Origin of the sequence: Desmonostoc muscorum LEGE 12446, assembly GCF_015207005.2 — a bacterium.
In the GTDB taxonomy this organism is placed as follows: domain Bacteria; phylum Cyanobacteriota; class Cyanobacteriia; order Cyanobacteriales; family Nostocaceae; genus Nostoc; species Nostoc muscorum.
Genome location: NZ_JADEXS020000001.1, coordinates 1187932 through 1206837, shown reverse-complemented (window position 1 = coordinate 1206837; position 18906 = coordinate 1187932). Strand labels below are relative to the sequence as shown.

The window sequence follows — 18906 nt, the reverse complement described above, 5'->3', positions numbered from 1 at the left end:
ATAGTTGCAACCCTGCGCGAGTAAATCATCTAAATCTAAACTCCATAATTTGATGGTGTTAAGACTTGCAGAAACCACAATTTTTCCATCAGGTCTAAAAGAAACGCTTCTAACCGAAACTTGATATTTTTTTGGCAACTATTAGGACTCCTGTATGATTGAACAAAATTTCAAATGAAACCCTGATAAAACAGCCTTTTCAGTCTTAGTATGTGTTAAAAAATCAAATCGGAGTCCTAATATAACTCTTGTATATTGTGATTATTGATACAGAAACATTAAAAAATCTTTCCAATAATTCTGCCAAATTGCCAAATAAGTTGCCTCTTATCTGATTTTTGTCTCATTTTCAGGTAAAATGACATTGGCACAGTTACACAAAAAATCTTAGCTTTAGTAGCTACTCACAATTAGGGCTAACAGCTTTAGCGCAAGTAATTCTTACTCAGATAAAAGTTTACCTTTTGTGAATTAATACGTTGTCAAATAAAGGGTATTGTTAAGGAATTTATATATTATGATTGCTACGTTGATTGTAGCTTGGATTGTCTTCATAATATTGTGGAAGTTGCTGAAAGCAACCGTGAGTAGTGCATTAACTATTGCGGCAATCCTAGTTTTATTAAACATCGGTTTTGGCATTACTCCGCAAGATATTTGGCATCACATAACGCAGTTTGCTCAAACTCTCTCGCAGATCCAAAGCGGCAAATAAAAAAATAATTCAGAATTCAGAATTCTGAATTATTTTATTGGTCAACTATTATTGAATGCTGAAATTTTAGCCAATGCATCCTTAAAACTTGGCGGTAACTGACGCATAATCTTACCTCTTTCACGATCTAAAGCTACTAAGGTCACCTTGGCAGTGACGTATAATTGTTGTCCATCAGTTGAGACAATGGCATAATCCCAATTGATCCGGACGCCAGTAACCTCAGCCATACGGGTTTTAACTATCGCCGCCATACCCAATTGAATTGAACGATGATACCGCACCGACAATTCTACAACTGGTAAATCACAACCTAAAGCTACTAAATCAGCAAATTCAATACCGATAGATCGCAAGCATTCAACCCGTGCTTCTTCCATCCAAGTTAGATAGGAACCGTGCCAGACAATACCTGCATAGTCAGTGTGGTGGGGTTGCACTCTTACAGGATATTCAAACCAGTTTTCAAATTCATGATTTGATGGCTTGTCAAGGGCACTAGTTGGTGATAACTTTGGTTGATTGGGTTTTGTTTCTGACATTTTCAAGTTTCTGGGTACTTATTTTCAGAACCTACAAATTTTATAAATATAGAGTAGTTTAAAAATTAATTGCGTTCCAGGACTTCTTGATTTAAGATTTACACTTCCGAGTATAGGGAGTGTTTTGTTATGCAGCCTAATCTCCGGTATGTTAGTGTTGTAACTTTGACTCTACTTAGTGTACTAGGTTTTGGGATGGTCTACCCAGAAAATCACCAAGTCAGTACGAATACAAAGTTGCGATGTCTAACGACAAGCCGCTGTGCGTCTAGGCATTTGGGAGAAAAAGCTCAAGCTTTACCCCAGAATAATCAACTCTCAGAAATTGAAAGACTCAACGAAGAAGCTATCAAACAATCTCAGCAAGGTCAATCGCAACAAGCTTTGCAAAGATTAGAAAAAGCATTAGCCATCAGTAGAGAATACGGTGAGCGTTCTTGGGAAGCTGTAACATTCAACAACATTGGCAGAGTATACCAAACTCAAAGAAAGTATTCCGAAGCACTCCAATCTTATCAGCAAGCGATATTGATTAATAAAGAACTCGGAGATCTAGTCCGACTTGGCAAAACCTATAGTAATGTAGGTTACTTATTCGATATCCAAAATAAACGAGAGTTAGCAATTCTTTTCTACAAAGGTTGCGTAATTAATCGTGAGAAAGCTCGTTTGAATCCATCAACACTAACTGCACCACAACCAGATGCTTACAGCATTACTGTTAGTCAGACATATCGGATTTTGGGTGAACGATTACTCAAACAAAAACGTATTCCTGAAGCGCAACGCACAATGGATTTACTCAAAGTTGAAGAACTAGAGGAGTATCTCCAAAATGTCCCAGGTAATCAACGTACCGCTAAAGGTATTGATATAGTGGCAGAAGAAAAACCAATTAAACACAAGTTAGATCAAACCGTAGATAATGCTATTGTATTGGGTAAAGAATTAACAAAACTCCGAAAAATTCCTCTCCAAGAACGATCGTCACAACAAAAACAACGCATCGAACAGTTAGTATTAAATCAACAGCAACTCTTGGACGAATTTAACAAATTTCTTGATAGTCCTCTAGTGAGAGCGCAGATAGAACAAATTAGCCGTACAGCTAGACGGCAAAATTTGGATTTAGAAAGTCTCAATCAAATTCGAGATAATTTAGCGCGATTGCCCCAAAAATCTGCACTACTCTACCCACTGATTTTAAAAGATAGCTTGGAATTGGTATTAGTAACTCCTGATTCTCCACCAATTCACCGCACTGTTGCTGTGACAGGCGAAAATCTTCATGAAACAATTGGAGATTTCCGCCAAGCTTTAATTAATCCCAGCCAAAATATCAAAGCACCTGCACGCCAATTGTATAATTGGCTAATTAAACCAATAGAAAAAGACCTGAAACTTTCAGGCACACAAACTCTAATTTACGCTCCAGATGATCAGTTACGCTACATTCCTTTAACTGCTTTATATGATGGCAAACAATGGCTAGTGCAGCGCTTTGGTGTCAATCACATTACATCTGCTAGCCTGACTAATTTAAACACTCCAAAACAATCTACTTTGCGAGTTTTAGCAGGTGCTTTTACTAAAGGAAATTATCAAATCAAAGTTGGGAATCGGCAGGTTGCTTTCGCTGGTTTGCCCTTTGCAACGCGGGAAGTGGAAAGTTTAGCGGCGGCGGTTCCTGAAACTAAGAAGCTTTTAGACGATGCTTTTACCCCCGGAGTTACTGTACCCCAAATGGATGATTATACAATTGTCCATTTAGCGACTCATGCAGCTTTTGTGGTGGGTAAACCAGAAGATTCATTTATTTTATTCGGGAATGGCGATCGCGTTAACTTTAGAAATGTCGCCACTTGGTCACTCCCCAATGTGGATTTAGTAGTCTTAAGTGCCTGCGAAACCGGCTTGGGAGGCAAATTAGGTAACGGTGAAGAAATTTTGGGCTTTGGCTATCAAATGCAGCAAACCGGCGCTAGAGCCGCCATCGCCTCGTTATGGTCTGTGGATGATGGTGGTACACAAGCACTAATGAGTGCTTTTTATAATATTCTCTCTTCTGAGAAACTGACTAAAACCGAAGCCCTAAGACAAGCTCAAATTTCATTAATTACAGGAAACTCGAAGGCAAAAAATGACAATACACCTGCAACGCGAGTTAGTAACTTTAGTCACCCATACTACTGGGCACCTTTTATTTTGATTGGCAACGGACTTTAGAGTAAAAATTCATAATTGAGAATTCATATTGCGGTTCTCCATTAGAGACAAAGGAAATGCTTTTGCTTTCTCAGGACTTACGCAAGATGTGACCAAAAGCCTTATTCAAGCGTTGCGGTAATTCATGAATTACCGCTACTTTCGTTATATTTTGCGTAAGTCATATTTGTAACGATGAAGTATGCCTGCGATCGCTGTCTTGAGAATATCATACCAGTTCACGAAATACCCGATACAGATAGATATGTAGGGGCGTACAGCTGTACGCCCCTACAGGTGATTTATACTCTGTTTTACTTGTATGTTCCAAAGATTTTTGGAAATGGTATGCGATCAGGCGAGGCGATCGCTTCTTTTATGTAATACGATGTTACACCTACTAATACTGCTTAAACATTCCGTCGTGGGCGTTTAAATAGCATCCATGTTGAGCTAAGTTGCTCTGGGAACGAGGTGATTTAGGGTTTCCGAATTATCCAAGCACAACGCGCTTTATCCAATCAAATCGATAGAGTTTTTCTCTGTTCGTATCAAAATATCTTGCACTTGGAAAACATCTTTTTAGAAAAAATTCAGAGAATTTCTGGAAACTTATAAGCTTGCTTTGTAGAACAAAATATCGTCTTTACGAAGATATGTTCAAAATTTTATCAAGACTTAGCACGAAATAGCTAAAAATAGTCCCTCAGATAAATACGTCAAAATTTTGAGCCTTAAATCACAGCAAGCTATGGAGTAAAAAATTATGAATGATGGTGATAATCTTTTTGACTTATCCTTTGAGGAAAACTCATTTGAACAATCTTTTGATAGTGATTCATCCTTGCATTTAAATTCAAATGAACAGCCAGCAAATACAGAATTTTATCAGCATGAAAATCGTTATGAGCAATCTTTTAAGGCAGAATCATATCACCCAAAAAATCATTATGAACAACCTTCAAATGAATTCTCATACTCGCAACAAAATGATTACAAGCAATCTTTCAATACAGAATCATATCAACAACAAAATCATTATGAAGAACCTTTGAATGAATACTCATATTCGCAGCAGAATCCTTACGATCAATCCTTCAATACCAAATCATATCAGCAACAAAATACTTACGAACAACCTTTGAATGAATACTCATACTCGCATCAAAATCCTTACGAACTATCTTTAGGTAACGAATCCTATTCGCAGCAAAATTCTGACACATCACATAACCCACATAGCAATTTGACTCAGAGTTTAAAAGATCCTGGGATAGCTCATAAATTTAGTGAGTCCGTTTCTAAGGATGGAATAGATCGGCAAGAAATGATATCTCTCATGCGAGAGGCCAAAGATGGTGGTGAAATTGATGCAAAGGAATTGACTGATTTAAGGAATATAGTTGACAAAGATAATTTAGTACGGATGTCAGAAGATGTACGTATTTTATCTAATAAAATCGTCAACGGCGACCCTGCTAATGATCACTCTGGAATAGGCAACCTTTCCGCAGGTAGTAATGCCGAACAAATGGATAAATTGATTGATAAGTGGTATTTGGGTGAAGGGAACCCTGAACTTAAACCAATCGAGGAACCAAACAAGGATAAAACTCCTACTTATCCTACTTACCAGAAGATTAAAGGTTCCTTATTTCAATACGATATTAATATTCAAAATGATGTTGGCATTAAGGATGTAGAACAGGGACAACTTGGAGACTGCTATCTCCTAGCCGCTTTAGCAGCTGTAGCAGAAAAATCTCCTCAAACAATTAAGGAAATGATTAAAGACAATAATGATGGTACTTACAGTGTCCGCTTCTTTAGAGAAGATGAGAATGGTAAGCTAATCCCTGACTACGTTACGGTCAACAGTGAGCTACCAACAATTGAAAATGGTAAGGCAGTTTATGCAGATTGGGGTAGTGACCCTAATAAGCATGAGTTATGGGTGGCTGTGGTAGAAAAAGCTTATGCTCAAATGAATGAATCTGGTCGGCTTAAGCAAGAAAATGCAAAAAACTCTTATGTTGAAATTCAAGGTGGTTACTCAGGTGATGCAATAGAACATATTACAGGTCAACCCTCGGAACGCTTTGACTTAACTTCTCCAAATAATGAGGATGAAAATAAGATAATTTCTGAAATTAAATCTGGGGAAATAGTTACTATGGAGTCAAAACCTGATTTAGTAAAAAATAATATTGTTGCTAATCATGCTTATGTAGTTAGATATAACCCACAAAATGATAAATTCAGTGTTCATAATCCTTGGGGTGTTCAACATGCTGAACTCACCTGGGATCAAATTAAGGAATCTTTTTCACGAGCTTGGATATTTTAAATGAATAGTAATTAAAGCAATGCTGGAAAGGATAAATCAATGTCTTAACTTTTTATCCTTCTAAAACAGCGTGTTTAGACAAGATATGCAGAGCAACGGTGAACATGAATAAAACATTTTTTTGCCTAGTTTTAATAGTTGGTATCGTGAGTTGTTCCTGTACTGTAGTTGCGTCAAATATTCTACCTGCAATGGAGGTAAATATGACTAATCACAATGGCATTTCAATTGCAAAAGTTACACTGACGGCAAGAGAAGAGAAACGACCACCAGTAGGACAGCCTGCTAAAAGCGATCGCGATATCGCATTTGCGACTGTATTTATCGATATTGAAAATACCAAACAAGAAAATGCCGACTTAGTGATTGAAAAAATTCAAATTCAAGATGCAGTCGATAGTAATGTCCAACTAGTAAAAGACACACCAGAAGAAATTCGCCTCAAACCATTAGAAAACTCAGTAAATGATTTTCGTTTGACAAACAAGGTTGGTTATGCGACGAAAGGGCAAGTCAAAGCAGTGGTAACTTACCGCATTGCTAACCAAGTACAAGAGATTCAATCTCCAGTAGTAAATGTTGACCGACTTTAACAGTCAAGAGTGTGACAAAAACGCCATGCCATACTGCCTAGTTTTTATTGCAATAGATGAATGGCACTTGGTAAGGAACTGACAAATCAAAAAATACTCAACTACTTCTTGTGGGGTGGGCGTCTCGCCCGCCCGCAAAAGCGCTCATATTGCCCACTCCACAAGATTGGATAATTTATTTTTTGTCAGTATCTAATGCAGATATTAAATAAGTCGAAGAAATGGAGATTCAGAAATGAAAAAAGTTTTGAGCTGGTTAGGTTCATGTGCAAAATCTACAGGTAAACTTCTCAAAGGCGTAGTTGTGCAAGGAAGCTATATGGCTGACACTACGGCAGAGAATACACAACTATCGATCGCTGCTAATGCTGCTTTAGAAGAGAAACGCCAAGAAATGCGGCTAGCAGAGTTACAACTTGGATACTTGCGACACAAAGAAAGTCAAGATTTTCAAGCAGATCAGGCTAAGGTTTCTTACGAACGTGCTTTAGAAAAAGCACAATTGGATAATCAGTATGCTATGAAGCTGCAAGAATTTGTAAAAAGTGTAGATTATGCCATACATCAAGAAGGCATAAAGTTTCAGAAATGGCGACTTCAGCAGGAACAAGGCTTGCAATTAGAATTACAAAACCACAGGCAAGCATTTGAAAGAGAAATGGCTGCTTACCAACGCCAAACAGCTATTAAAGTAGCCAGAGAACAGATTGAAATTCAAAAAATTTTTCAAAACTGGCCTTTAAAAATATTACCAACACAACTTCTTGAATCTCCTCCAGACGATGGATATATTCCAATCAAAGTTTTCATTGCACCTCCTAAATTTCCAAAAGGTTTTCCTAGTCTAGAGGAAGATTTAGTAACAGCCTTGAAAGATTTTTTGAAAAATTATAATCATCAAGGAAGACTGGTCGAGTTTTTAGACGGAGCTTGGGAAAATGAGCGATTCTCCGGAGGGGCTAGTATTAAAGTTTTATTTGGAATGCTAAATTCTAATCCTATTTTAGTTCTAGAACCAGAAATATTGACAAATTATTTAAACTTAAATGTCGCTTATTGGGGCTTAGGTCAAAAACGACATTTCTATGAACCGATTATTTCTAAGATGCCTTACCGTGATATTCTTTTCGATTCTGCTAAAGAGAGAGCTAAGGAATGGCAAAAACACATAGAAAAATTGTTAAATTCCAGTGCAAAAAATTTAGAGGAAATTAAGAAAATTTATGGACAAGAAATCCAGAGAAATTTCCAGCTTCTTCAAGATGAAGAAGAGTTAAAAAAGACTGATATTGATATAAGTCAATTAGGTCTAAAGTACACAATTAACGAGAAAGATATTCATGAACTTTACCAAGTTATCATCACAGCTAATTGTTTGATATCTGGGTTATTGATAGACACATATTATCTCAATCATTATGGATTACCACCTTTGTTACCTAAATTATTACCTGATTTACTTCAAGATATCCCAGACAATAAGATAGTTGTAGAAGTAGTGCAATGGGTTGTTGAGGGCTATCGTTCTATATATGAAGTATTGCAAGATGAACGCTCTCACCAAATTCCTGAATTGGGTTTGCAATTAGCAAAGAATCTCGCCTTTTTACCAGATAATTCTTTAGCTAAAGAACAGGTTAATTACTCTATCCAATCTTGGTTAGGGATACATGGCATATCACAACTAGAAGCAATTGAAGATACGCAGCTGATGAAGTCAGTTATAGATGTAGCCGATGAAGATTTTTTGAATATGCTCAGTCAATGTTTAGCATCACTAGGAAAAGAGAATTCTCTTGCTGAAGCTGATGCTCTATTGAGTATTTGGCATAATCTCAAGTTTCAAGGCGATATCAAAGTAGACAAGAAAGGGCCAACTTTATTTTGGGAAATATCATGAACACATCATTTCAAGTAGTCGTTGCTATTGATTTTGGAACATCTCGTTCTGGTTTTGCTTATAAGTTCAAGGAATCGGAAGATTCTGTCTTCCGCGACATTTGGCCTGATAATCCCAGCAGCTATCCTAAAACTGCCACTCATCTGCTGATTTCTCCTGAAGGTAAAATTCAGGCTTGGGGCTATACAGCTATGAAAAAACTAGCTGAACTTCGAGCTAAGGGACTAGCTAAAGATTTTTTCTTTGCTCGTAACTTCAAAATGGCATTACATTCAGGAGAAAGAGATAAAAATGGACCCTATGTTATCCATGATGGTACAGGAGAAAAAATTCCTGTTATTAATTTGATAGCCGATTATATCAGCCTCATTAAAGATGAGGCACTGAAGGAAATAAAAAATAGTACATCTGGAGAATTAAAGGATGAAGACATACGATGGTGTTTGACCATACCAGCTATTTGGAAAGATGAAGACAAAGATTTGATGCGCCGCGCTGCTCAAAAAGCTGGACTGATTGGTTCGTCTGATGATGAAGCTGAACGTCTGTTTTTAGTATTAGAGCCAGAAGCGGCTGCTATCTACTGCCAAGAAGTTGATAAAAACTCACTCACCCCAGGTACTACGATGATGATCGTTGATGCTGGTGGAGGTACGCTAGATATCACTGTCCATGAGGTAAAAGAAGGTGGTGGACTTGATGAGGTAGCTCCCGGTTCAGGCGGACCATTTGGCTCTATGTATGTAGACAAGAGCTTTTTGGAATACTTACGGGAAAAACTTTCTGATGAACTTATAGTGAAATTCCAAGACGAAGAGCCTGTAAATTTTTTAGCAATGCTGAATGAATGGGAGCGAACAAAATGCGGTTTTGACCCAGAAACCAGTGGCGATGTAATATACTTTCCCATTCAAACAAAACTTTATAATCTCATTAACAAATACAAGCCTGAAGTTCTAAAAAGATTGGCTGATGAACAAAACGGAGATGATGAAAACATTTATCTCAGTCGTGAGACGATGGAGGCTATTTTTCGTCACACTTTAGATGGTTTAGTTTCTACCATTGAAGGCGAGTTCAGGAAGTTAGAACAAGGGGTTGACATTATGTTTCTGGTTGGTGGATTCTCAACTTCTCCTGTACTACGTCAGCGTATAGAAAAGGAGTTTGGCAAGAGAGTCAAGAAAATTGTTATGCCTCCACGTCCTGGTGTTGCTATTCTCAAAGGAGCAGCCTCTTTTGGTGTTAATCCTTCTGTCATTCGTGCAAGGCGAAGTCGGTTAACTTATGGAGTAAGTTATACGCCAACGTTTAAAGAAGGAGTCGATCTAGAAGGCAAAAAATTTTGGGCAGCAGACCTGAAAGAATACTTGTGTTTGGATAGGTTTAGCACGCTGGTTAACATCGGCTCTAGAGTAGCTGTTGATGCGGAAATTACATCTACACATGTACCTACAGACTGTAATCAGAAAAATATGCTCTTAAAGTTTTTCTCTACTTCAAAAAAGGAAGTTCGTTATACTGATGAACCAAGTGTAACTAAGCTTGGTGAACTATTGGTAGAAATGCCATTTACGACAGGAGGTCTTGACCGAATAGTAGAAGTAAAATATTATTTCGGACAGACAGAAATTAAGATAAAAGCAATAGATCGTACATCAGGTAATGAGTACAAAACTTCTATTCGCTTTTCATCTAGTTATTAAGGTCAGTTGCTATCCCTCTTTCATTAGTCTTGGATAAATTAAAGAATGTTCGAGGTACAGCCAAAGAAGATTCAATATTTCACCTCTCTTTGATGAAAGAGGGCTATAGAAATCCTATATGATTCGTGAGAATTGACGGAGAGAAAAATCTTTATTTTGCAGATATTAAAGATTTTCTTAGTTCTCACCTATAATTTAGGACTTCTATAGTTATTGGTATGACAGATAATACCTATATTTTAGGGGTTCGGTTTATTAAAAAATCATCGTTAATTACGAATATTTTATAAACATGACCCTACTAATTATCAACAATCACCGACACAATCTACATAATTACCAAGTTTCGTTATTCATTTGTATAACAATTAGGAGAGTGAGATGAATACTCAACCACCAGGACACGAGAATCAAAACCAGCCAGAACAAAAAAATTATCAAGAGGATAGTCTGGCAGATTTATTTATTTCGAGAGGCCGTCAAAGTAGTGAATTTTATAAATGGATTCTAAAGTTATTTGACAAAAATAATTTGTGGAATCTGAATAAAGATCAGGCACTTAAAGATGCCTTAAATAACCCATTGAATTTGTATCATGTCTTTGTTCATATTTATAATGAACAAATAAAAATTCTGAACGAAGAGGATAGACTGTTAAATCAAGTAGAAAGTCTCAAAAATAGCGAGAAAAAATTCTTGGAATGGCTTGCTAAAAATTTTGGAATTGTAAACATAAATTGGACTCTACCAACAAAAGAGATTGCTAAAGGACTGAATAATCCTCAGAGTGTACTTGATGCACTTGCGAGGATTTATAACCAGATTATTAAAATTGAGCAGATTGAAATAAAAAACAATGAACTCCATTCAATTCTGACTCAAAAAACGCAGAATGTTGTTAGTTTACAACAAGAAATTCAACAGCTAAGACAACAAAAGCATACCATCACTCAGCTACAAAAAAGAATAGATGATTTAGAAAGAGAAAATAAAGAACTCAACTCTAGAGTGACTTCTTTATTAAGTAAGTTAGACAAAGAAAACCGCGATAAAGCAGTCACTATTACTTCAGATGATTCACTTCGGCAAAGAGATTCACTGACTCAGGATTTTATCCGGCTCAATACTCAAGATTTTACTGCTGTCAGTAACGAATTATTTAATTATCGCTGTCAGATAAATTCTGATTTAAAATCCGATCGCAAAGCAGAAATTGCGAGGATAAAGTCTTTGCTATCAAAGAAAATTTTTCAAGAAGGGCGTGATTTATTTATTAGCGACCGTAATCTTTTTCAAAAAGAAAACTTATCATCAATAATCAAAGATTTTGCTGATGATATTATTAAGCAATTAATCATATCGGAGGATCAATCAACTGAAGTACCCCGCAATAATTTGGATAAATTAATAGATAAAGGACTAAATTTGCTTATAGAGATTCTAAACGCTCAGCCCCCAGGTGAATTTTTAATTGAGGATGAAGGCTCAAAATTTAATCCTGAAAGACACCAAGCTGTTACCGGTTGTGAATCAGGTGGAAAAATTCTTTATACTACCTATCCTGGTTATTGTGTAAATAATCGTATTATTGGAGACGCTCTCAAGGCTTATGTATATACAGTATCAGAACAAGAGTTTGACTTAAAAAAGACTGAAAATAATCAAGAAGAAAAACTAATTGATGAACAAAACTCTTCTGATACCACCATTTCTGGCAGTCAAACTGGTACAAGCAATACTACTGTTACAAATGATTTCTCTGGTAGTTATGCTAATACCAAAAATAGTGATGAAAACCTTTCAAATGAGGCGGAATCAACAAGTGCCTTATAACCAGGTTTTGAGAGTTTGATACTGAAAAATAAGGTGCTATCGTTCATGATGTGAATAGTGGGAATCAAGATAATATGTAGTTTAGGGTCAAAGATACAAATTACTGATTTCCTCATACTTACATCAATTTAGATGAACCTAAATAACGATTGAGTTAGGGTTTTTGGTCGCAATCGTCTTGAACTAAGTCACTCTGGTTATGGGGCGGCTTAGTTCACTTTGCTAAGTCTAGTCAGCTGTATATAGTAAATACCCTTAATTGTGATTAGCGGTGCATTTTAACACCTGATAGCTTAAGGCTCAAAATTTGGCTCGTGAAGTTTTGGCAAATACAAAAAAATGTGCGAGAGGCCAGCAACGAGCCAATCACTGAATGGTAACGGAGAATGAATAATTAGCGATCGCTAAGCAAGCCGCTATTACCAATCACCGATTACCGAAAATCAATTTGTAATTTGCCATCGGTCTTTGGAACCTTAACACTTCTTAGCAAGAGTTTTGGAGTCTGTATCAGTATGCATAGATTGCTTGACAAGATTAGCCAACTCCTGTAGCTGGTTAATTGCCTCCGCACCCTCTAACTTCATTAATTCACGATCATCCCGCATTTCTGTCCAGGTAATCCCGTAATCCGACACTAAAAACCGAATCAGGTGGTTATCACCCAAGCTAACCATAAATGATGCACTATTCATTTGGTCGCCACAGGTATAACAGGACGCAGGATAGCCACGCCGCTCTAATACAACCGCCAAGGCTTGGAGGTTCATTACCAAGTCTTGTACGAATTGTCGATGTTGATGTGCTAGTCTCAGAAACACTTTTGTCCTCCAGACACCACAGTCATTTGAGTCACTTTTATATTTTCTTTAGATTTTTCCATCCACTGGTATTGTAAACTATTCATTACAATTACCAGAGAGATGAAATTGAGTCGGTAATTGACTACCTTGTTTAGGGTAGTACATCAGCCTTTTGAGCGTCGTATCAAACTATTCAGTTTGGAAGTTCAAAATCTGGGATGGAATTGTTAAATTTAACTTATGTCTTTGTACACTTGTGTGAAGGTAGATTTCTACACTAAGCGATCGCTTTAAGAGTAACTCAAATCTACCAGTAGTCAACTACAGAAAAGCCACATATTGTGTTTTTATTAACGATGTGCAGCTAAATTCACTACTCTGGGAGTCTCTAACGTAGTTTTGCGTTGTTATAGTACCTCTTGCTTGCATGTTTAATCTGTTCTGTTTTTAGCGTAGATTTTGGTATGCACAGATTATTAGGTATACCAAATTTGTTCCTCCTAACTATATATATTTGAGCAGATGAGAGCGCAATTGGTAAATTCAGTAGTAAATTGCAGAGTAAATATAAATTGCGATACAAAAACTACGTACTTAAGAGATCAGCCGGAGTGTGGAATTGACAATGAATAAACTCAACACTGACAATACCTAAACTCAGGTAAATAATGTTGCCATTTAGGCAATACTTTCAGCCATCTGTTTATATTTAAGCTTTCTCAGCATTAAGTGACTTAAAACTACTGCTGATGGTTGCTCCCATAAGTTTTATAAATGTATTTCCTAGTGCCACACCACAAGGATGATGTAATTGACCCATTTTTCCTGCTTGTAAGGACTGCTCAACGATCGCCTTTGTGCGGTGAAACCGCTCTAATTGATACTGTTGGAAAGCTAGTGTCGGATTGAAAAGCTGTTTGAGACACTTAGCCACCAAAAAAGCATCCTCTAATGCTGTACATGCTCCCTGGATGTGCAGTATCACCCAGCAGTGTAATATTCTGCTTGCTCCAAGGTCGAGTCGGGGGGCGATCGGACAAATCTGGTCAAAATCATACTTGTAACTCAAACCCAGGCAAAACCTCTTCTCCAGAAAGTAGTGCTGGCATTTTAAGTACTTCTACAGGGTGTGCTGGTCGATAAATCTCTACTTGCCCGTCTTGAGGATTAATCAGCCAACCCAAGCGTAAACCATTTTCTATATACTCTTGCATCTTTTCTTGCAGAGTTTTTAAGCGATCGCTCTGGGATCTGAGTTCAATTAGAAAGTCAGGCATCAATGGTGGGAATTTTTGACGTTGCTCAGGAGTTAGCGCTTCCCATCGTGACAATTGTACCCAAGCTGCATCAGGCGATCGCTTTGCTCCATTTGGCAACCTGAAGATAGTTGAAGAACTAAAAACGATTCCTAATTTTGTTTGGCGATTCCAAATATTCAAATCAGTAATTAAGTCTGCCTCTTGATTTCCACTTTCTCCGCCTACTGGAGGCACAATAATCAGTTCTCCTTTTGCATCGAGTTCTAAGCTTAAATCTTTATTGGCCATGCAAAGTTGATAAAACTGCTCATCTGTAAGGCGAAGAATTGGTTCTAAATTTAGCACAACTGTATCCATTGAACTGCTCCTTACCTGATATAAACACCCAACCAGCAATGCTAGCTAATCTTGGCAATCACCCGCTGCTAGTAACCTTGAACACTCACAGATCAGCTTTATACGGTTGGGTGCATTGGGGTTGTTATGCGATGCCTATGATTCTTTAACCAGAGTGCCCTGATGAAAGATCATTTTCCACCGATTATCGATCAATTTCCAGATGGAACTTCGCAGCGAATGAACAGGTTTTTCGCCAGATACATGTCTGACTACACGATAAGTTACTAAAACAATCCCTGTTGCTAATACTAACGTTTTGAATTCTGTTATCGATCTTTGAGTCAGAGGTTCGATGGGTTCATTCTCCAAACTCTTGATAATTTGCTGTCTATCAAAAACACGCCCTGAACTTCCGAATTCAATGAATTCGTCAGCAAGTAAGTCCATGACATCTTTAGCTGACTTTCGGATATCTGGTTGAAGCAAACGCTCCTCCAACTTACGGAAAAGTGATTCCTCTAAATAGTCTGCTTTCATAATGCCTTACAAGACTAAATTGTATGGTGACAGATACCCTCAAACTTAGCATTCTCAGTAATATAATGAATTCCTCAACTTAGAGTTCAATAATAAAGTCTGGTGTCAGTGGGGGAATTTTTTGCGCTCCTCAACATGGAATATTTTTTTTATTGGTAGTCCCTGAAGCAAAAGTAATTAAGACATTAGAATTTCTTGGATTTACTGTTATTCGGGAGCGACAACATATTGTTATGGAGCGAGAAAACGGAGATGGAACAAAAACCCCACTAACTATGCCTAAGCACTCTCAAATTAAAGGTTCGACGTTGAGATCCATCTGTAGTCAAGCGAGTATCTCAAGAGAGGATTTTTCGGCTGCTTATGAGCAAATCTGAAAGGCTGCATTCCGTACACGAAACTTTAGTTGTAGAAAGAGGATTGGCGATTAGGGAGTAAGAGAGTGGGAGACAAAGGGATAAGGAGCAGTGGGAAACCTCACTTCTTAACTCAAAACTCGGAACTCCGAACTGTTTTGCCCAATGCCCAATGCCTTATGCCCCATTCCCAATTAATAATGAGTTGCCGACTTGCGATGATGCACGGCTGTGACGCCCTCATTATCTAACAATTTGCCATTATCGACAGTCGCATAAACCAGCCAATGGTCGCCAGATTCCATCCGATTTTTTACAGAACATTCGAGATATGCTAAAGCGTCCGTCAGTATGGGAGAACCGTTTTCAGCAACTTCTGCGGCGACATCGGCAAATCGGTCTTGTCCTGGGCCAAAGGGTTTGAGGAAGTGCTTCATCAACCCCAAGTGATTGCCTTCTTTGAGGATATTCAGGACAAATTTATTTCCTGAATGTGTCAAACTTTCTACGGCGCGGTCTTTGGCAACGGCGATGGTTAAACCAGGAGGACTAAAGCTAGCCTGAGACACCCAAGAAGCTAACATGGCGCTGGATATATCGTCTTGTTTGGCTGTGAGAACGCACAGTGAACCGACAATTCGCCCAACTGCTTGTTCAACAGTGGTGGCGGGAAGACTTTGCGATCGCACTTTTTTAGCTTTTTTCAATGTTTGGGCAAAGTCAGTGCCGGCTTGTTCGCACAATTGCAAGGTAGCGTCGTCGGGTTTAAATTTGACGCGGATGGTATCAAAACCAAACCGATAACCAGCATCTTTCAATTTGCCTTCAATTAAATCAACCGCTTCACCACTCCAGCCAAAGGAACCAAACACACCAGCAAGTTTATTATTCGTAGCTGTGGCTAGGACAATTCCTAAAGCTGTTTGTACGGGTGTGGGTGCATGACCGCCAAGGGTAGGAGAACCCATGATAAAACCAGCGGATTTTTCCACAGCAACACGGATATCTTCTGGGTCGGTGAATTCGCAGTTAATGGATTCTACAGCGACGCCAGCTTTAGTGATGCCACGAGCGATCGCTTGGGCTAAGGTGGCTGTATTTCCATAGGCTGATGCATAAATCAATGCTACTGTCAAGTCAGCAGAAGTTTGTTGCTGGCTCCATTGCCGGTAAGATTTGGTCAGTTCGATTAAGCCGTAGCGCACCAAAGCACCATGTCCAGTGGCGTACATTCGCACGGGCAAATCTGCAAGTTTCTCTAACGCCGTTTCAACTTGACGGGCGTGGGGAGCCATGAGGCAATCAAAATAATAGCGCCGGTCTTCGTTATAAATTTCCCAGCCTTCATCAAATACCTGATCTCCGCAAACATGCGCCCCAAATAACTTATCTGAGTAGAGAATTTCTGTTTGCGGATCGTAAGTGCAAAGGTGGTCTGCATAACGAGGATTGGGTGTAGGAATAAATTGTAAATTATGCCCATTGCCCAAATCGAGAGTTTCTTCTCCCCGCATCACCAGAATTTGCAAATCTGGATTTTCCAGCGCCCCGCGTAAATTTATCGCCCCTGGATTAGAACAGACAAAGGTGATTTGTGGCGCAATTTCTAGTAAAGCTTTTAAAGTTGCAGCCCGATTGGGATTGACATGTCCCAAAATTACATAATCTAGTTTTGTAACATCAAAACGCTGCTGCAACGCTGCTAAATAAATTTCTGTAAACGTTTCCCCAGGAGGGTCAATCAGAGCATTTTTATCGCTTTCAATTAAATAAGAATTAGCAGTTGTACCCTTAGCCAGAGCATATTCTATTTCAAATCTCAGCCTTGACCAACTGCGCGATCGCAATATTTTTGTATCTGTAGCAATGGGGAAAACTTGAACGTCACGGGGTTTGTTTGTTGACATAGCTTTATTGGGGATTGGGTACTGGGTACTGGGTACTGGGTACTGGGGACTGGGGACTGGGAAGTTCTTTGTTATACCCAATTCCCAATCCCTAATCCCCAGTCCCTAGTAATGGTTTCCAACTTTCCGATGATGCACAGCAGTCAGGGTATCTGGCTTAGAAACTCGTCCGGCGTAGACGGTGCTGTATACTGCCCAGTGGTCGCCGCAGTCCATTCTGCTGACGACTTCGCACTCCATGTAGGCAAGGGCGTCGGTGAGGATGGGGGCACCGTTTTCGGCTGGCTGGGTTCTGACTCCTTCAAAGCGATCGGCACCAGGGGCGAACCGTTTCAAAAAGTGCTTCATCAATGGTTGAAAATTGCCTTCTTCTAAGACGTTGAGGACAAAGCGATCGCCTACTTGCATGAGTGATTCAATTGCTCTGTCTTTGGCGACTGCAATGGAAAATCCCAAGGGTTTGAAGCTGGCTTGAGCAACCCATGAAGCTAACATCGCACTGGAAACATCGCCTTTTTTGGCAGTGATAATATATAATCCGCCGCTAATTCTGCCTAGTGCTTTGTCTAAGTCCGCACCAAGAGATTTCATCGCTTTGATGCTGCGATCGCGTGTTACCCATTGTCCTAAGTCTGTACCCGCTTCTTCACACAGTTTGTAGATGTTTTCTGTGGGTGTTTGTTTAATCCGAATTGCTGGAAAAACCGTTGTCAAACCCAAATTCCGGAATTTACTCACCAAAGGATCTATCGGTTCATCATCGCCGCCGCCACTTTCAAATACGCCGATGGCTTGCTTTTCTTTGGCAGATCCTAAAACTGTGCTGAGTGCAGCTTGGATGCTAGCAGCGCCGGAAGCCGGAGGTAAACCAACAACCAATCCAGTACAGCGGCCTACTAGTTCCCGCAACTCTTGTAAATCTACTTCCGATCCCAAATCGACGATTTCCACGGCGACACCAGTTTTAGCGATCCCGTTGGCAATTGCTTGGGCGAGGCGATCGCTATAACCGTATTCAGAAACGTAAAATATCCCAATGGTTGTTTCTGGCTTGGCTTGGGTTTGGCTCCAAGTGCGGTAACGTCCAACTAGTTCGTCAACATTGTGAGATAATAACGGCCCGTGACCAGTGGCAATCATACCGATGGTTTTTAATTCCCCCATCCGTTTGAGGGCAGACAGAACTGACCGGGCGTTTGGCCCCATCAAACATTCGTAGTAATATTTAAAATCGGCTTCCAGAGTTTTTAAGTCTTCGTCGAAGGTGCTATCGGAACAATAATGCATGCCGAAAGCATCGCATGTGAAGAGAATTTTGGTTTTGTGGTCGAAGCTGAAGATGGTGTCCGGCCAATGTAAATTTGGTGCAATCACGAATTCAAATTCATGACCGTTACCCAAATCTAAGCGATCGCCATTTTTCACAATCCGCCGTTTAAATGGCTGATGTACCAAATCTTCCAAAAACTGAATTGCTACCTTAGAAGCAACAACCGTAATATCTGGAGCCATTTGCAGCAAATCTTTCACTAAGCCGCTGTGGTCTGGCTCGGTGTGACTGATAATCAAATAATCTATTTCTTTGGGGTTGATTAGTCCCGTAAGTGTATCAAAATATAGTTGACGAAATTTTTCGTGGGAAGTATCGACTAAGGCAGTTTGCTCTCCCCGTATGAGAAACGAGTTATATGTAGTACCGTTTTGCAGACCGAACTCAATATCAAAGCGATCGCGATCCCAATCCAGCGATCGAATTGCCGTTGTATCTTGAGCAATCTCTACAGTCTGTATGGTGAGCCGTTTTTCAGTTTTTTCGGTGAGCGCTACCATAACCCCCTCCTTGACAAATTGAGTATTTATTCCT

Annotated in this window: 16 protein-coding genes; 9 read left to right on the top strand and 7 right to left on the bottom strand. The window is 39.1% G+C overall.

All coding sequences use genetic code 11. From position 1 onward, the window contains the following. The first annotated feature begins 517 nt into the window (after positions 1 to 517). Positions 518 to 715: a hypothetical protein gene (locus tag IQ276_RS05155; RefSeq protein WP_073641782.1), complete on the top strand. Its 198-nt coding sequence runs from the start codon at positions 518 to 520 to the stop codon at positions 713 to 715. A gap of 41 nt (positions 716 to 756) precedes the next feature. On the opposite strand, the gene IQ276_RS05150 is transcribed toward IQ276_RS05155, so the two are convergent. Further along, positions 757 to 1257 carry an acyl-CoA thioesterase gene (locus IQ276_RS05150; RefSeq protein WP_190876249.1) on the bottom strand — a complete coding sequence of 167 codons (501 nt, stop codon included), beginning with the start codon at positions 1255 to 1257 and terminating at the stop codon, positions 757 to 759. Positions 1258 to 1386: 129 nt separating this feature from the next. Between IQ276_RS05150 and IQ276_RS05145 the strand changes: the two genes are divergently transcribed. The 7 genes from IQ276_RS05145 (at position 1387) to IQ276_RS05115 (ending at position 11841) form a co-directional block, all read left to right on the top strand. Next, entirely contained in the window at positions 1387 to 3483 is a 2097-nt protein-coding gene (locus IQ276_RS05145) for a CHAT domain-containing protein (RefSeq protein ID WP_193916275.1), read from the top strand. Between the two features lie 174 nt (positions 3484 to 3657). Next, the gene (locus IQ276_RS05140) at positions 3658 to 3846 is read left to right on the top strand and encodes a hypothetical protein (protein ID WP_235115450.1); all 189 of its coding nucleotides are present in this window, start codon (positions 3658 to 3660) and stop codon (positions 3844 to 3846) included. A gap of 382 nt (positions 3847 to 4228) precedes the next feature. After that, on the top strand, positions 4229 to 5809 hold the full coding sequence (locus tag IQ276_RS05135) for a C2 family cysteine protease (RefSeq protein ID WP_193916272.1): 1581 nt from the start codon (positions 4229 to 4231) through the stop codon (positions 5807 to 5809). Positions 5810 to 6012: 203 nt separating this feature from the next. Next, on the top strand, positions 6013 to 6402 hold the full coding sequence (locus tag IQ276_RS05130) for a hypothetical protein (protein WP_193916269.1): 390 nt from the start codon (positions 6013 to 6015) through the stop codon (positions 6400 to 6402). A gap of 235 nt (positions 6403 to 6637) precedes the next feature. Continuing rightward, a complete protein-coding gene (locus IQ276_RS05125) occupies positions 6638 to 8302 on the top strand; it encodes a hypothetical protein (RefSeq protein WP_193916266.1) in 1665 nt (554 codons plus the stop codon). Continuing rightward, on the top strand, positions 8299 to 10008 hold the full coding sequence (locus IQ276_RS05120) for an Hsp70 family protein (RefSeq protein ID WP_193916263.1): 1710 nt from the start codon (positions 8299 to 8301) through the stop codon (positions 10006 to 10008). Before IQ276_RS05125 ends, IQ276_RS05120 begins: the two co-directional genes overlap by 4 nt. A 381-nt stretch (positions 10009 to 10389) precedes the next feature. Next, entirely contained in the window at positions 10390 to 11841 is a 1452-nt protein-coding gene (locus tag IQ276_RS05115) for a hypothetical protein (protein WP_235115449.1), read from the top strand. A gap of 476 nt (positions 11842 to 12317) precedes the next feature. Here IQ276_RS05115 and IQ276_RS05110 read toward each other — a convergent pair whose 3' ends face one another. The 4 genes from IQ276_RS05110 to IQ276_RS05095 all read right to left on the bottom strand — a co-directional run bounded on the left by IQ276_RS05110 (position 12318) and on the right by IQ276_RS05095 (position 14779). Then, positions 12318 to 12662 carry a DUF1815 family protein gene (locus IQ276_RS05110; protein WP_190876248.1) on the bottom strand — a complete coding sequence of 115 codons (345 nt, stop codon included), beginning with the start codon at positions 12660 to 12662 and terminating at the stop codon, positions 12318 to 12320. 691 nt (positions 12663 to 13353) lie between these two features. Further along, the gene (locus IQ276_RS05105) at positions 13354 to 13713 is read right to left on the bottom strand and encodes a flavin-dependent monooxygenase (RefSeq protein ID WP_193919684.1); all 360 of its coding nucleotides are present in this window, start codon (positions 13711 to 13713) and stop codon (positions 13354 to 13356) included. After that, positions 13697 to 14260, bottom strand: a complete 564-nt coding sequence (locus tag IQ276_RS05100) for a Uma2 family endonuclease (RefSeq protein ID WP_193919682.1) — start codon at positions 14258 to 14260, stop codon at positions 13697 to 13699. The genes IQ276_RS05105 and IQ276_RS05100 overlap by 17 nt, the downstream gene beginning before the upstream one ends. Positions 14261 to 14395: 135 nt before the next feature. After that, entirely contained in the window at positions 14396 to 14779 is a 384-nt protein-coding gene (locus IQ276_RS05095; RefSeq protein ID WP_193919680.1) for a nuclear transport factor 2 family protein, read from the bottom strand. 152 nt (positions 14780 to 14931) lie between these two features. Here IQ276_RS05095 and IQ276_RS05090 point away from each other — a divergent pair, with 152 nt between their 5' ends. Further along, positions 14932 to 15156, top strand: a complete 225-nt coding sequence (locus tag IQ276_RS05090) for a type II toxin-antitoxin system HicA family toxin (RefSeq protein WP_228043262.1) — start codon at positions 14932 to 14934, stop codon at positions 15154 to 15156. Positions 15157 to 15329: 173 nt separating this feature from the next. Here IQ276_RS05090 and IQ276_RS05085 read toward each other — a convergent pair whose 3' ends face one another. Both IQ276_RS05085 and IQ276_RS05080 read right to left on the bottom strand, forming a co-directional pair. Beyond that, positions 15330 to 17042 carry a diflavin flavoprotein gene (locus tag IQ276_RS05085; RefSeq protein WP_235115448.1) on the bottom strand — a complete coding sequence of 571 codons (1713 nt, stop codon included), beginning with the start codon at positions 17040 to 17042 and terminating at the stop codon, positions 15330 to 15332. A 105-nt stretch (positions 17043 to 17147) separates the two neighbouring features. Further along, entirely contained in the window at positions 17148 to 18872 is a 1725-nt protein-coding gene (locus IQ276_RS05080; protein WP_193919676.1) for a diflavin flavoprotein, read from the bottom strand. Positions 18873 to 18906: the final 34 nt, after the last annotated feature.